We start from the raw sequence: 13,187 nt of genomic DNA, 5'->3' as shown, positions 1-13,187 counted from the left end.
ACAAGGAGACACCAGTGGCGAAGGCCAAGTTCGAGCGGACCAAGCCGCACGTGAACATCGGCACCATCGGGCACATCGACCACGGTAAGACCACGCTTACCGCGGCGATCACCAAGGTGCTCCACGACAAGTACCCGGACATCAACCCGTTCACCCCGTTCGAGGAGATCGACAAGGCTCCCGAGGAGCGTGAGCGCGGTATCACCATCTCCATCGCGCACGTGGAGTACCAGACCGAGACGCGCCACTACGCTCACGTGGACTGCCCCGGTCACGCCGACTACATCAAGAACATGATCACCGGCGCCGCCCAGATGGACGGCGCGATCCTGGTCGTGGCCGCCACCGACGGCCCGATGCCGCAGACCAAGGAGCACGTGCTGCTGGCCCGTCAGGTGGGCGTGCCCTACATCGTCGTCGCCCTGAACAAGTGCGACATGGTCGACGACGAGGAGATCCTCGAGCTGGTCGAGCTCGAGGTCCGGGAGCTGCTCAACGAGTACGAGTTCCCGGGCGACGAGGTCCCGGTCGTGCGGGTGTCGGCCTTCCAGGCGCTGCAGGGCGACCAGAAGTGGGCCGAGTCCATCCTCGAGCTGATGAAGGCCGTGGACGAGAACGTCCCCGAGCCGCAGCGTGACACCGACAAGCCGTTCCTGATGCCGATCGAGGACGTGTTCTCGATCACCGGTCGCGGCACCGTGGTCACCGGCCGGATCGAGCGCGGCGTCATCAACGTCAACGACGAGGTCGAGATCATCGGCATCAAGGAAGAGTCGCTGAAGACCACCGTCACCGGCGTGGAGATGTTCCGCAAGCTCCTCGACCAGGGCCAGGCGGGCGACAACGTCGGTCTGCTGCTGCGGGGCACCAAGCGCGAGGAAGTCGAGCGCGGGATGTGTGTCATCAAGCCGGGCACCAACACCCCGCACACCGAGTTCGAGGCGCAGGTCTACGTCCTGTCCAAGGACGAGGGCGGTCGGCACACCCCCTTCTTCAACAACTACCGTCCGCAGTTCTACTTCCGGACCACGGACGTCACCGGTGTGGTCAACCTGCCTGAGGGCACCGAGATGGTCATGCCGGGCGACAACACCGAGATGCGCGTCCAGCTGATCCAGCCGGTCGCCATGGAGGAGGGCCTGAAGTTCGCCATCCGCGAGGGTGGCCGGACTGTCGGCGCCGGTCGCGTCACCAAGATCATCAAGTAAGTCACCGTCGGAGCGGCGGCCCGGCCGCCTCCCCCTCACCGGGGGAATCGTTCCCGCCACGGGAGCACGGCCGGGCCGCCGCACCACGAGAGCAGAAACCCAGCGGCACTATCAGCAAAGGACACCGAGGCCACCATGGCGGGACAGAAGATCCGCATCCGGCTCAAGGCCTACGACCATGAGGTCATCGACTCCTCGGCGAAGAAGATCGTCGAGACGGTGACACGGACGGGCGCCAAGGTCGCAGGCCCGGTGCCGCTGCCGACCGAGAAGAACGTGTACTGCGTCATCCGCTCGCCGCACAAGTACAAGGACTCGCGCGAGCACTTCGAGATGCGCACGCACAAGCGGTTGATCGACATCATCGATCCGACGCCCAAGACGGTCGACTCGCTGATGCGGCTCGACCTGCCGGCAGGCGTTGACATCGAGATCAAGCTCTAAAAGGACGCACCCACGATGAGTAGGAACAGGAAGGGCGTCCTGGGCGAGAAGCTCGGCATGACCCAGGTGTTCGACGATGAGGGCCGGGTCGTCCCGGTGACCGTCGTCAAGGCCGGGCCGTGCGTCGTTACCCAGATCCGTACGCCCGACAAGGACGGCTACAGCGCCGTGCAGCTCGGCTATGGGCAGGTGGACCCGCGCAAGGTGAACAAGCCGCGCTCGGGCCACTTCGCCAAGGCCGGGGTCACGCCGCGCCGGTACCTGGTCGAAGTGCGGACCGACGACGCCGCCGAGTACACCCTCGGCCAGGAGATCACCGTTGAGGTCTTCGAGGCCGGCCAGAAGGTCGACGTGACCGGCACCACCAAGGGCAAGGGCACCGCGGGTGTGATGAAGCGCCACGGCTTCCGCGGCCTTGGCGCCTCGCACGGCACCCAGCGCAAGCATCGCTCGCCGGGATCGATCGGCGGTTGCGCGACCCCCGGACGAGTGTTCAAGGGTCTGCGCATGGCCGGGCGGATGGGCAACGTCCGCAAGACCGTGCAGAACCTGACCATCCACGCCATCGACGCGGACAAGGGGCTGCTGCTCATCAAGGGCGCCGTCCCCGGTCCCAACGGCGGTCTCGTCTTGGTTCGCGACGCAGTGAAGGGAACGGGCAAGTGACCGCCAAGCTCGACGTCGAACTGCCCGCCGAGATCTTCGACGCGAAGGTCAACGTGCCGCTGATCCACCAGGTCGTGGTGGCCCAGCAGGCCGCCGCTCGGCAGGGCACGCACGCCACCAAGACCCGCGGCGACGTCCGCGGCGGCGGCAAGAAGCCCTACCGGCAGAAGGGCACCGGTCGGGCCCGGCAGGGTTCGATCCGCGCGCCGCAGTTCGTCGGCGGCGGCACCGTGCACGGTCCCCAGCCGCGCGACTACCGGCAGCGCACGCCCAAGAAGATGAAGGCCGCTGCGCTGCGCGGCGCCCTGACCGACCGCGCCCGGCACGGCCGGGTGCACGTGGTCGACCACCTGATCGAGGGCGACGTGCCCAAGACCAAGGTGGCGCTGGCGGCGCTGCGCGAGATCACCCAGGCCAAGCGGGTCCTCGTGGTCACCGCCCGGGGCGATGAGCTGACCTGGAAGAGCCTGCGCAACGAGCCCAGCGTGCATCTGCTGGTGGAGGACCAGCTCAACACCTACGACGTGATGGTGAGCGACGACGTGGTCTTCACCAAGGCCGCTTACGACGCGTTCATCGCACGCGCGACCAAGAAGGGAGGAGGCGAGGAATGAGCAAGATCGCCGATCCCCGGGACATCATCATCGCGCCGGTCGTCTCGGAGAAGAGCTACGGCCTGCTGGACGAGAACAAGTACACCTTCCTCGTCCGGCCGGACGCCAACAAGGTCCAGATCCGCCAGGCGGTGGAGGAGGTGTTCGGGGTCAAGGTGACCTCCGTCAACACCATCAACCGCAAGGGCAAGCGCAAGCGGACCCGGTTCGGCTACGGCAAGCGCAAGGACACCAAGCGCGCCATCGTCGCACTGGCTGAAGGCGACCGGATCGACATCTTCGGCGGTCCCACCGCCTGAGCGGCGGACGGCCACCGGAGAACACGCAAAGACAGGATGAACGAAAGAGATGGGCATCCGTAAGTACAAGCCGACGACCCCGGGTCGTCGCGGCGCCAGCGTCGCCGACTTCGTCGAGCTGACGCGCCGCGAGCCGGAGAAGTCGCTGCTCCGCCCCCTTCCGAAGAAGGGCGGGCGCAACAACCGCGGTCGCATCACCACCCGGCACCAGGGCGGTGGCCACAAGCGGGCGTACCGGGTGATCGACTTCCGCCGCGCCGACAAGGACGGCATCCCGGCGAAGGTCGCGCACATCGAGTACGACCCCAACCGCACCGCGCGGATCGCGCTGCTGCACTACGCCGACGGGGAGAAGCGCTACATCCTCGCGCCGCAGGGGCTCAAGCAGGGCGACCGCGTCGAGAACGGGCCGGGCTCGGACATCAAGCCGGGCAACTGCCTGCCGCTGCGCAACATCCCGACCGGCACCATCGTGCATGCCATCGAGCTGCGCCCCGGCGGCGGCGCCAAGCTGGCCCGCTCCGCCGGCACCGGCTGCCAGCTGCTGGCCAAGGAGGGCAAGTACGCCACGCTGCGCATGCCCTCCGGCGAGATGCGGATGGTGGACGTGCGCTGCCGGGCCACGGTCGGCGAGGTCGGCAACGCCGAGCAGTCCAACATCAACTGGGGCAAGGCCGGCCGCATGCGGTGGAAGGGCAAGCGCCCGAGCGTCCGTGGCGTGGCGATGAACCCCATCGACCACCCGCACGGTGGTGGTGAGGGCAAGACCTCCGGTGGCCGTCACCCGGTCAACCCCAAGGGCAAGAAGGAAGGCCGTACCCGCCGGGCCAACAAGGCCAGCGACCGGCTGATCGTCCGTCGGCGCACCAAGAAGAAGCGGTAGGAGTAGGCCATGCCACGTAGCCTGAAGAAGGGCCCGTTCGTGGACGACCACCTCATGAAGAAGGTGGAAGCCCAGAACGAGAAGGGCACCAAGAACGTCATCAAGACGTGGTCGCGCCGGTCCATGATCGTCCCGGAGATGATCGGCCACACCATCGCCGTCCACGACGGCCGCAAGCACGTGCCGGTGTTCATCACCGAGGCCATGGTGGGTCACAAGCTGGGTGAGTTCGCGCCCACGCGGACGTTCCGCAGCCACGTCAAGGAAGACCGTCGCAGCCGCCGTGGCTGACCGGCAGCAGGATCGTAGGAGAGAGGGAACAGCGATGGAAGCCAGGGCCCAGGCGCGGTACGTCCGTGTCACGCCCAGAAAGGCCCGCCGCGTGGTGGACCTCATCCGCGGCCTGCCCGCCGCGGAGGCCCAGACGGTGCTGCGGTTCGCCCCCCAGGCTGCGAGCGAGCCGGTGGGCAAGGTGCTGGCGAGCGCCATCGCCAACGCCGAGCACAACTTCAAGCTCAACCGTGACACGCTCGTGGTGAGCCGGGCGTGGGTCGACGAGGGGCCCACGCTCAAGCGGTTCCGGCCGCGCGCTCAGGGCCGGGCCTACCGGATCAACAAGCGCACCAGCCACATCACCGTGGTCGTCGAGTCCCGCGAGGACGCGGCGTCTGGTAACGGCGGCAGGAAGAGGAGGGCCCGCTAGTGGGTCAGAAGATCAACCCGCACGGGTTCCGACTCGGCATCACCACCGACTTCAAGTCCCGGTGGTACGCCGACAAGCTGTACAAGGACTACGTCAAGGAAGATGTCGCCATCCGCCGCATGCTCCAGAAGGGCATGGAGCGGGCCGGCATCTCCAAGGTCGAGATCGAGCGCACCCGCGACCGCGTCCGGGTGGACATCCACACCGCCCGGCCGGGCATCGTCATCGGCCGGCGCGGCGCCGAGGCCGACCGGATCCGGGGCGACCTGGAGAAGCTGACCGGCAAGCAGGTCCAGCTGAACATCCTCGAGGTCAAGAACCCCGAGATCGACGCGCAGCTGGTGGCCCAGGGCGTGGCCGAGCAGCTGTCCAGCCGGGTGGCCTTCCGCCGCGCGATGCGCAAGGCCATCCAGTCGGCGATGAAGAGCGGCGCCAAGGGCATCAAGGTGCAGTGCAGCGGCCGGCTCGGCGGGGCGGAGATGTCCCGTTCGGAGTTCTACCGCGAGGGTCAGGTCCCGCTGCACACGCTGCGCGCCGACATCGACTACGGCTTCTACGAGGCCCGGACGACCTTCGGCCGGATCGGCGTCAAGGTGTGGATCTACAAGGGCGACGCCCCCACCACCCGCGCCGAGCGCGAGGCCCGCGCGGCCCAGCAGCGCGCCGGTGCCGGCGGTGAGCGCCGCGGTCGCGGTGAGCGCCGCAGCCAGCGCCGTGGCCGGGGCCGCGGCGGCGAGCGCCAGCAGCAGAGTTCCGAGCAGCAGGCACAGTCGGCTTCCGAGTCGGCGGCGCCCGCTCCCAGTGGTGAGGGGAGCTGAGTGATCCATGCTGATCCCTCGCAAGGTCAAGTACCGTAAGCAGCACCACCCCAAGCGCAAGGGGATGGCCAAGGGCGGGACCAAGGTCGTCTTCGGCGACTTCGGCATCCAGGCCCTTGAGGGCGCCTACGTGACCAACCGGCAGATCGAGGCCGCACGTATCGCCATGACCCGGCACATCCGGCGTGGCGGCAAGGTGTGGATCAACATCTTCCCGGACCGTCCGCTGACCAAGAAGCCGGCCGAGACCCGCATGGGCTCCGGTAAGGGCTCGCCGGAGTGGTGGGTGGCCAACATCAAGCCCGGCCGCGTGATGTTCGAGATCTCCTACCCCAACGAGGAGGTCGCTCGCGAGGCGCTGACCCGTGCGATCCACAAGCTTCCGATGAAGTGCAAGATCGTCAAGCGAGAGGTGGTTGAGTCCTGATGGCCAAGGGCCTTACCGCCCAGGAGCTGCGGACCGAGCCCGAAGAGCAGCTGGTGGCCAAGCTCAAGGAGGCCAAGGAGGAGCTCTTCAACCTCCGCTTTCAGGCGGCCACCGGGCAGCTCGACAACTACGCTCGGTTGCGCCAGGTCAGGCGCGAGATCGCGCGCATCTACACGGTGATGCGCGAGCGGGAGCTGGGCATCGTGACGATCGCCGAGGAGCCGGCGGCGCAGGAGGACAAGAGCGATGAGTGAGCAGGCCCCCGCTGCGGGCGCCAAGCGGCGTCCGAGCCGCAAGGTCGCCGAAGGCATTGTGGTCAGCGACAAGATGGACAAGACCGTCGTGGTGGCGGTCGAGGACCGCGTCAAGCACCGCAAGTACCACAAGATCATTCGGCGGACGAGCAAGTACAAGGCGCACGACGAGAAGAACGAGTGCGGCATCGGCGACCGCGTCCGTCTCATGGAGACCCGGCCGCTGTCGGCCACCAAGCGGTGGCGAGTGGTCGAGATCCTCGAGAAGGCCAAGTAATTACCGGTTCCACCAGGCTCCGCCCGCGCGGCGGAGAACCGGTGTGACGAACAGGAGTTGACGTGATCCAGCAGGAGTCGCGACTCAAGGTCGCCGACAACACGGGTGCCAAGGAGATCTTGTGCATCCGGGTGCTCGGCGGCTCGGGTCGGCGCTACGCGGGAGTCGGCGACATCATCGTCGCGACGGTGAAGGACGCCCTTCCCGGCGCGAGCGTGAAGAAGGGGGACGTCGTCAAGGCCGTCGTCGTGCGCACCCGCAAGGAGCGCCGGCGCCCCGACGGCTCCTACATCCGCTTCGACGAGAACGCCGCCGTCCTGATCAAGGACGGTGGCGACCCGCGGGGCACCCGCATCTTCGGCCCGGTCGGTCGGGAGCTGCGCGAGAAGAAGTTCATGCGAATCATCTCGCTCGCCCCGGAGGTGCTGTAGATGAAGATCAAGAAGGGCGATGAGGTCATCGTCATCGCCGGCAAGGACAAGGGCGCGATCGGCAAGGTGATCCACGCCGACCCGCGTCGTCAGCGGGTGACCGTCGAGGGCGTCAACCTCATCAAGAAGCACACCAAGGCCGACCCGCAGGGCAAGGGCGGCGGGGTCATCACCCGTGAGGCCCCGCTGCACGTCAGCAATGTGGCGTTGGTCGAGGACGGCAAGCCGGTCCGGGTCGGATACAAGTTCAAAGAGGACGGCACGAAGGTCCGGATCTCGCGCCGTACCGGCAAGGAGATCTGACGATGACCGAGACCATCACCGAGCGGCCGGTGCCGCGGCTGAAGATCCGCTACCGGGAGGAGATCACCAAGACCCTCCAGGAGCAGTTCGGCTACCGCAACGTCATGCAGATCCCCGGTCTGGTGAAGATCGTGGTGAACATGGGCGTCGGTGAGGCGGCCCGCGACGCCAAGCTGATCGAGGGCGCCATCCGCGACCTGTCCATGATCACCGGGCAGAAGCCCAGCGTGAACCGGGCCAAGAAGTCCATCGCCCAGTTCAAGCTGCGGGCGGGCATGCCGATCGGGGCGCACGTGACGCTGCGCGGCGACCGGATGTGGGAGTTCTTGGACCGGCTGCTGACGCTGGCGCTGCCGCGCATCCGCGACTTCCGCGGCCTGTCGCCCAAGCAGTTCGACGGCCATGGCAACTACACCTTCGGGCTGACCGAGCAGGTGATGTTCCACGAGGTCGACCCGGACACCGTGGACCGCCAGCGCGGCATGGACATCACCATCGTGACGTCCGCCAAGACCGACGACGAGGGCCGGGCGCTCCTTCGTGCCCTGGGCTTCCCCTTCAAGGAAAGCTGAGCGAGGAGAACCAGGAATGGCGAAGAAGGCGCTGATCGCCAAGGCGGCCCGCAAGCCCAAGTTCAAGGTGCGCGCCTACACCAGGTGCTCGCGCTGCGGGCGCCCGCGCTCGGTCTACCGCAAGTTCGGCCTGTGCCGGATCTGCTTCCGGGAGATGGCGCACCGCGGCGAGCTGCCCGGCATCACCAAGTCGAGCTGGTAACCCTGAGGAATTAGCAACCGGGCGCCCGGCGGACTTTCCCCATCCGGAAAGGAGCCGGCGCCCACGACCACGCCGAAGGTCCGCCTGCGGGCGGAAACCGCGGTGGGGAGGGGCCTGTAGGCCATGACGATGACCGACCCGATCGCAGACATGCTGACGCGTCTGCGGAACGCCAACGCGGCATACCACGACAGTGTGAGCATGCCGTACTCGAAGATCAAGGCGCACATCGCCGAGATCCTCCAGCAGGAGGGTTACATCGCCGGCTGGCACGTGGAGGACGCCAAGGTCGGCAAGACCCTCGTGATCGACCTGAAGTTCGGCCCGACCCGGGAGCGCGCGATCGCCGGTATCAAGCGCGTCTCCAAGCCGGGTCTGCGGGTGTACGCCAAGAAGGACAACCTGCCGAAGGTGCTGGGCGGGCTGGGCGTGGCGATCATCTCCACGTCCTCCGGCCTGATGACCGACAAGCAGGCCAAGAAGCGCGGCGTGGGCGGCGAAGTCCTCGCCTACGTGTGGTGAGGGGAGGGAAGTAGCACATGTCTCGCATCGGACGTCTTCCCATCCCCGTCCCCAGCGGCGTCGACATCAAGATCGACGGCCGTGAGGTCACCGTCAAGGGGCCCAAGGGAGAGCTGAAGCACACCGTCGCCGAGCCGATCGAGGTCACGCTCGACGACGGCGTGGTCAAGGTCACCCGGCCCAACGACATCAACACCGTCCGCGCGCTGCACGGGCTGACCCGCACGCTCATCGCCAACATGGTCGAGGGCGTCACCAAGGGCTACACCAAGACCCTGGAGGTCCGCGGCGTCGGTTACACCGCCACCTCCAAGGGCCCCAACAAGGTGGAGCTCAAGCTCGGCTACAGCCATCCGATCGAGTACACGGCGCCTGAGGGGATCACCCTGCGCGTCGAGACCGTGCGTCGTGACCAGATCAACGCGCTGATCCACGTGGACGGCATCGACAAGCAGAAGGTCGGCGAGACCGCCGCCAAGATCCGCAAGTTCCGCAAGCCCGACGTCTACAAGGGCAAGGGCGTGCGCTACGAGGGCGAGCAGGTCCGCAAGAAGGTCGGAAAGGCTGGTAAGTAGTCATGGCGGCCAAGACCCTAGCTCGCAGGAAGAACTCGCCGCGGGCCAAGGCGCGTGCCCGGCGGCATCTGCGGGTCCGCAAGAAGGTCATCGGGACCCCCGAACGGCCGCGCCTGGTGGTGACCCGTTCCACCAGGCACATGTACGCCCAGGTGATCGACGACACCATCGGCCACACGCTGGTCAGCGCCTCCACCATGGAGGCCGAGCTGCGCGCCGCCGATGGCGACAAGACCGCCAAGTCCCGCAAGGTCGGCGAGCTGCTGGCGGCGCGGGCCCGCGAGGCCGGCATCGTCAAGGTGGTCTTCGACCGGGGCGGCAACAAGTACCACGGGCGGGTCGCCGCACTGGCGGACGGCGCCCGCGAGGGCGGGCTGGAGTTCTGATGAAGGCCCACGCATCGCACACGATGGCCCTCACGAACCCTGACAACGGAAGGAACCACTGATGGCAGCGCAAAGGCGCGGTGGCGGTCAGGGTGGCGACCGTCGCGATCGCCGCGACGACCGCCGCGGTGGCGCCGACAAGGGACAGTCGTACATCGAGCGCGTCGTAGCGATCAACCGCGTCGCGAAGGTCGTCAAGGGTGGTCGGCGCTTCAGCTTCACCGCCCTGGTGGTCGTCGGTGACGGCAACGGCACGGTCGGCGTCGGATACGGCAAGGCCAAGGAGGTGCCCGCGGCGATCGCCAAGGGCGTCGAGGAGGCCAAGAAGCACTTCTTCAAGGTGCCGCGGATCCAGGGCACGATCCCGCACGCCGTGCAGGGCGAGAAGGCGGCCGGCGTGGTGCTGCTGCGCCCGGCCAGCCCCGGTACCGGTGTGATCGCCGGTGGCCCGGTGCGCGCGGTCCTGGAGGCCGCCGGCATCCAGGACGTGCTGAGCAAGTCGCTGGGCAGCGCGAACGCGATCAACATCGTGCACGCCACGGTGGCGGCGCTCAAGCAGCTCAGCCGGCCGGAGGAGATCGCCGCCAAGCGCGGTCTGCCGCTGGAGGACGTGGTCCCGGCCCCGATGCTGCGGGCCTGGGCCGCCGGCACCGAGCCGCGGGTGGAGGTCGCCTCATGAGCCGGCTGAAGATCACCCAGGTCAAGTCGCGGATCAGCGAGAAGCAGAACCAGCGTGACACGCTGCGCACCCTGGGGTTGAAGCGGATCGGCGACAGCGTGATCCGCGAGGACACCCAGCAGGTGCGCGGCATGATCCGGACGGTGGCGCACCTGGTCACCGTCGAGGAGGTCGACTGATCATGGCGGACGTCACCGAGGGCGGCCCCCTCAAGGTGCACGACCTGCGCCCCGCCCCCGGCGCCAACAAGCGGAAGATCCGCAAGGGCCGGGGTGAGGCGTCCAAGGGCAAGACCGCCGGCCGCGGCACCAAGGGCACCAAGGCCCGCGACACCGTGCCGCTCGGCTTCGAGGGCGGCCAGATGCCGCTGATCCGGCGGGTTCCCAAGCTCAAGGGCTTCAAGAACCGCTTCCGGGTCGAGTACCAGGTGGTGAACCTGGAGAAGCTGGCCGAGCTGTACCCCCAGGGCGGTGAGGTCACCGTCGAGGACCTGGTGGCCAAGGGCGCGGTTCGCAAGAACAAGCCGGTCAAGGTGCTCGGCGACGGCGAGATCTCCGTGGCGCTGCAGGTGAAGGCGCACGCCTTCTCCGCCTCCGCCAAGGAGAAGATCACCGCCGCCGGCGGAACCGTCGACGTGCTGTGACAGGCACGGGACGAAAGCGATGACGCGACCGGGGCTCGCAGCGGCCCGGGAGGTGCCTCCCGAGCCGCGGAAAACGCCCCGCATGCGCCCGGTTGTGCGGGCTCACATGCGGGGCGCCCGTTCGCTGAGGGCCGTAAGGTCCGTGGCGTTCGGGGGGCGAGCCCCGGTTGCGTCTGCTGTTAGAGTGCGACAAGTTCGAGCGGCGCGTCGCCATGCGGTGAGCGCATGGCGCGGCGCGGCCCATGCAGGACCCGGCCCCGTTGGCGGCCGCAGACATCGATTCGCGCAGGAGGACTGGTGCTAACGGCGATCGTGCGGGCGTTCCGTACCCCTGACCTGCGCAAGAAACTCCTGTTCACGCTGTTCATCATCGTCATCTTCCGGATCGGCTCGCAGCTGCCGACGCCCAACGTCAACACCGAGGCGATCCGGGAGGCGGTGGAGAGCGCCCGCGAGGGCGACCAGAGCCAGATCTACGGCCTGGTCGACCTGTTCAGCGGCGGGGCGCTGTTGCAGCTGTCGGTGTTCGCGCTGGGGATCATGCCCTACATCACCGCCAGCATCATCCTGCAGCTGCTGACGGTGGTGATCCCGCGGCTGGAGGCCCTCAAGAAGGAGGGCCAGGCCGGCACCAACAAGATCACACAGTACACCCGTTACCTGACCATCGGGCTGGCCATCTTGCAGGCCACCGGGATCGTGGCGATGGCCGCGACCGGCAACCTCTTCCAGGGCGCCGCCGTCGGGGACGTGCTCTACAAGACCGACCTGTTCAGCATCATCACCATGGTCGTGGTGATGACCGCGGGCACCTCGGTGATCATGTGGCTGGGCGAGCTGATCACCGACCGGGGCATCGGCAACGGCATGTCGATCCTGATCTTCACCCAGGTGGTGGCGGTCTTCCCGGCGCAGTTCTGGGCGATCTACACCAGCAAGGGCGCGTTCGCCTTCGCCCTGGTGCTGGTGGTCGGCCTGGCGATCATGGCCGGTGTGGTGTTCGTGGAGCAGGCCCAGCGCCGCATCCCCGTCCAGTACGCCAAGCGGATGGTCGGCCGGCGGATGTACGGCGGCACCTCCACCTACATCCCGCTCAAGGTCAACCAGGCGGGCATCATCCCTGTGATCTTCGCCTCGTCGCTGCTGTACCTGCCGGTGCTGGCGACGCAGCTGTGGCCGGAGAACAAGTGGATGATCAAGCTGCAGCCCTATCTGCAGCAGGACAATCCCTGGCACATGGCCGTCTTCTTCGGCTTCATCATCTTCTTCACGTACTTCTACGTGGCCATTACCTTCAACCCCACTGAAGTGGCCGACAACATGAAGAAGTATGGTGGGTTCATCCCAGGCATCCGTCCGGGACGGCCCACAGCCGAGTACCTGGACTATGTGCTGACCCGGATCACCACACCCGGCGCACTGTACCTGGGACTGGTCTCGCTGATCCCGATGGTGGCCTTCGCACTCCTGAAGGCGACCAACGACTTCCCGTTCGGCGGGACGAGCATCCTGATCGTCGTCGGCGTTGGACTGGATACCGTGAAGCAGATCGAAAGCCAGCTGCAGCAGCGTAACTACGAGGGTTTCCTCCGGTAGTGCGTATCGTCCTGGTGGGCCCCCCTGGTGCGGGCAAGGGGACTCAGGCCCAGTTCATCGCGTCTCACCTGTCCGTCCCGAAGATCTCGACAGGTGACATCTTCCGTGCCAACGTCAGCAGTGGCACCGAGCTCGGCCGCAAGGCCAAGCAGTACATGGACCGGGGTGATCTGGTCCCCGACGAGATCACCATCGCCATGGTCCGTGACCGCCTGGCCGAAAAGGATGCCGCCGACGGGTTCCTGCTGGACGGTTTCCCGCGCAACGTGCCGCAGGCGCAGACCCTCAAGAAGATCCTCGACTCCGAGTGGGGCACCCGGCTAGATGTGGTGCTGGAGCTGCGGGTGGACGAGGAGGAGGTGGTGCGCCGGCTGTCCGGTCGCCGCACCTGCAGCCAATGCGGCAAGATCTGGCACGTCGACTGGGACGACAAGCAGGACGACATCTGCGACGATTGCGGTGGTCAGCTGTTCCAGCGGGACGACGACAAGGAGGACGTCGTCCGGCACCGCCTGGAGGTCTACCAGGAACAGACCGCACCGCTGGTGTCGTTCTATGCCGATGAGGGCATTTTGGTCGGCATCGACGCGACCGGGCCGATTGAGGAGGTCACCGAGCGGGCGCTCCAGGCGATCCGCAACTTCCGCGCCTGAGCACCGCCCGTCGGCTCCGCAAGCGGCGTTCC

At 67.3% G+C, this 13,187-nt stretch carries 24 protein-coding genes; all 24 read left to right on the top strand.

Annotation, left to right across the window (positions count from 1 at the left end):
* Positions 1 to 14 precede the first annotated feature (14 nt).
* The 24 genes from tuf (at position 15) to BUE48_RS21405 (ending at position 13,155) form a co-directional block, all read left to right on the top strand.
* Positions 15 to 1,208: an elongation factor Tu gene (gene tuf / locus BUE48_RS21520; RefSeq protein WP_286990824.1), complete on the top strand. Its 1,194-nt coding sequence runs from the start codon at positions 15 to 17 to the stop codon at positions 1,206 to 1,208.
* Between the two features lie 135 nt (positions 1,209 to 1,343).
* Entirely contained in the window at positions 1,344 to 1,652 is a 309-nt protein-coding gene (gene rpsJ / locus BUE48_RS21515; RefSeq protein WP_012854632.1) for a 30S ribosomal protein S10, read from the top strand.
* A 15-nt stretch (positions 1,653 to 1,667) separates the two neighbouring features.
* Positions 1,668 to 2,318 (top strand): 50S ribosomal protein L3, encoded by a 651-nt coding sequence (gene rplC / locus BUE48_RS21510; RefSeq protein WP_140174782.1) that lies wholly within the window; start codon positions 1,668 to 1,670, stop codon positions 2,316 to 2,318.
* On the top strand, positions 2,315 to 2,932 hold the full coding sequence (gene rplD, locus BUE48_RS21505) for a 50S ribosomal protein L4 (RefSeq protein ID WP_140174780.1): 618 nt from the start codon (positions 2,315 to 2,317) through the stop codon (positions 2,930 to 2,932). Before rplC ends, rplD begins: the two co-directional genes overlap by 4 nt.
* Entirely contained in the window at positions 2,929 to 3,231 is a 303-nt protein-coding gene (gene rplW / locus BUE48_RS21500) for a 50S ribosomal protein L23 (protein ID WP_140174778.1), read from the top strand. The genes rplD and rplW overlap by 4 nt, the downstream gene beginning before the upstream one ends.
* A gap of 49 nt (positions 3,232 to 3,280) precedes the next feature.
* A complete protein-coding gene (rplB, locus tag BUE48_RS21495; RefSeq protein ID WP_140174776.1) occupies positions 3,281 to 4,114 on the top strand; it encodes a 50S ribosomal protein L2 in 834 nt (277 codons plus the stop codon).
* Between the two features lie 9 nt (positions 4,115 to 4,123).
* Positions 4,124 to 4,405 (top strand): 30S ribosomal protein S19, encoded by a 282-nt coding sequence (gene rpsS, locus BUE48_RS21490; protein WP_140174774.1) that lies wholly within the window; start codon positions 4,124 to 4,126, stop codon positions 4,403 to 4,405.
* A gap of 34 nt (positions 4,406 to 4,439) precedes the next feature.
* A complete protein-coding gene (gene rplV, locus BUE48_RS21485; RefSeq protein WP_286990823.1) occupies positions 4,440 to 4,817 on the top strand; it encodes a 50S ribosomal protein L22 in 378 nt (125 codons plus the stop codon).
* On the top strand, positions 4,817 to 5,635 hold the full coding sequence (rpsC, locus tag BUE48_RS21480) for a 30S ribosomal protein S3 (RefSeq protein WP_012854625.1): 819 nt from the start codon (positions 4,817 to 4,819) through the stop codon (positions 5,633 to 5,635). The genes rplV and rpsC overlap by 1 nt, the downstream gene beginning before the upstream one ends.
* A 7-nt stretch (positions 5,636 to 5,642) precedes the next feature.
* On the top strand, positions 5,643 to 6,062 hold the full coding sequence (gene rplP, locus BUE48_RS21475) for a 50S ribosomal protein L16 (protein ID WP_012854624.1): 420 nt from the start codon (positions 5,643 to 5,645) through the stop codon (positions 6,060 to 6,062).
* Positions 6,062 to 6,316, top strand: a complete 255-nt coding sequence (gene rpmC, locus BUE48_RS21470) for a 50S ribosomal protein L29 (protein ID WP_012854623.1) — start codon at positions 6,062 to 6,064, stop codon at positions 6,314 to 6,316. The genes rplP and rpmC overlap by 1 nt, the downstream gene beginning before the upstream one ends.
* Positions 6,309 to 6,593, top strand: a complete 285-nt coding sequence (gene rpsQ, locus BUE48_RS21465) for a 30S ribosomal protein S17 (RefSeq protein ID WP_012854622.1) — start codon at positions 6,309 to 6,311, stop codon at positions 6,591 to 6,593. The genes rpmC and rpsQ overlap by 8 nt, the downstream gene beginning before the upstream one ends.
* A 62-nt stretch (positions 6,594 to 6,655) precedes the next feature.
* Complete coding sequence (gene rplN, locus BUE48_RS21460) at positions 6,656 to 7,024, top strand: 50S ribosomal protein L14 (protein ID WP_012854621.1); 369 nt, start codon at positions 6,656 to 6,658, stop codon at positions 7,022 to 7,024.
* Positions 7,025 to 7,327 carry a 50S ribosomal protein L24 gene (gene rplX / locus BUE48_RS21455; RefSeq protein WP_012854620.1) on the top strand — a complete coding sequence of 101 codons (303 nt, stop codon included), beginning with the start codon at positions 7,025 to 7,027 and terminating at the stop codon, positions 7,325 to 7,327.
* A 2-nt stretch (positions 7,328 to 7,329) separates the two neighbouring features.
* Positions 7,330 to 7,899, top strand: coding sequence for a 50S ribosomal protein L5 (gene rplE / locus BUE48_RS21450; protein WP_012854619.1), 570 nt, complete (start codon positions 7,330 to 7,332; stop codon positions 7,897 to 7,899).
* Positions 7,900 to 7,915: 16 nt separating this feature from the next.
* The gene (locus BUE48_RS21445; RefSeq protein ID WP_012854618.1) at positions 7,916 to 8,101 is read left to right on the top strand and encodes a type Z 30S ribosomal protein S14; all 186 of its coding nucleotides are present in this window, start codon (positions 7,916 to 7,918) and stop codon (positions 8,099 to 8,101) included.
* 123 nt (positions 8,102 to 8,224) lie between these two features.
* On the top strand, positions 8,225 to 8,623 hold the full coding sequence (rpsH, locus tag BUE48_RS21440) for a 30S ribosomal protein S8 (RefSeq protein ID WP_012854617.1): 399 nt from the start codon (positions 8,225 to 8,227) through the stop codon (positions 8,621 to 8,623).
* 17 nt (positions 8,624 to 8,640) lie between these two features.
* Positions 8,641 to 9,198: a 50S ribosomal protein L6 gene (rplF, locus tag BUE48_RS21435; RefSeq protein ID WP_012854616.1), complete on the top strand. Its 558-nt coding sequence runs from the start codon at positions 8,641 to 8,643 to the stop codon at positions 9,196 to 9,198.
* 2 nt (positions 9,199 to 9,200) lie between these two features.
* The gene (gene rplR, locus BUE48_RS21430) at positions 9,201 to 9,584 is read left to right on the top strand and encodes a 50S ribosomal protein L18 (RefSeq protein ID WP_012854615.1); all 384 of its coding nucleotides are present in this window, start codon (positions 9,201 to 9,203) and stop codon (positions 9,582 to 9,584) included.
* A 61-nt stretch (positions 9,585 to 9,645) separates the two neighbouring features.
* Positions 9,646 to 10,263, top strand: coding sequence for a 30S ribosomal protein S5 (gene rpsE / locus BUE48_RS21425; protein WP_012854614.1), 618 nt, complete (start codon positions 9,646 to 9,648; stop codon positions 10,261 to 10,263).
* The gene (gene rpmD, locus BUE48_RS21420) at positions 10,260 to 10,442 is read left to right on the top strand and encodes a 50S ribosomal protein L30 (protein WP_012854613.1); all 183 of its coding nucleotides are present in this window, start codon (positions 10,260 to 10,262) and stop codon (positions 10,440 to 10,442) included. The genes rpsE and rpmD overlap by 4 nt, the downstream gene beginning before the upstream one ends.
* 2 nt (positions 10,443 to 10,444) lie before the next feature.
* The gene (gene rplO, locus BUE48_RS21415) at positions 10,445 to 10,906 is read left to right on the top strand and encodes a 50S ribosomal protein L15 (protein ID WP_012854612.1); all 462 of its coding nucleotides are present in this window, start codon (positions 10,445 to 10,447) and stop codon (positions 10,904 to 10,906) included.
* A gap of 297 nt (positions 10,907 to 11,203) precedes the next feature.
* Positions 11,204 to 12,502: a preprotein translocase subunit SecY gene (secY, locus tag BUE48_RS21410; RefSeq protein ID WP_012854611.1), complete on the top strand. Its 1,299-nt coding sequence runs from the start codon at positions 11,204 to 11,206 to the stop codon at positions 12,500 to 12,502.
* Positions 12,502 to 13,155, top strand: coding sequence for an adenylate kinase (locus tag BUE48_RS21405; RefSeq protein WP_012854610.1), 654 nt, complete (start codon positions 12,502 to 12,504; stop codon positions 13,153 to 13,155). Before secY ends, BUE48_RS21405 begins: the two co-directional genes overlap by 1 nt.
* The last annotated feature ends 32 nt before the right edge of the window (positions 13,156 to 13,187 follow it).

The organism is Thermomonospora sp. CIF 1 (assembly GCF_001896795.1).
GTDB lineage: Bacteria > Actinomycetota > Actinomycetes > Streptosporangiales > Streptosporangiaceae > Thermomonospora > Thermomonospora curvata.
Note: the sequence above shows the minus strand (reverse complement) of the source record. Positions and strands in the feature narration are given on the sequence as shown.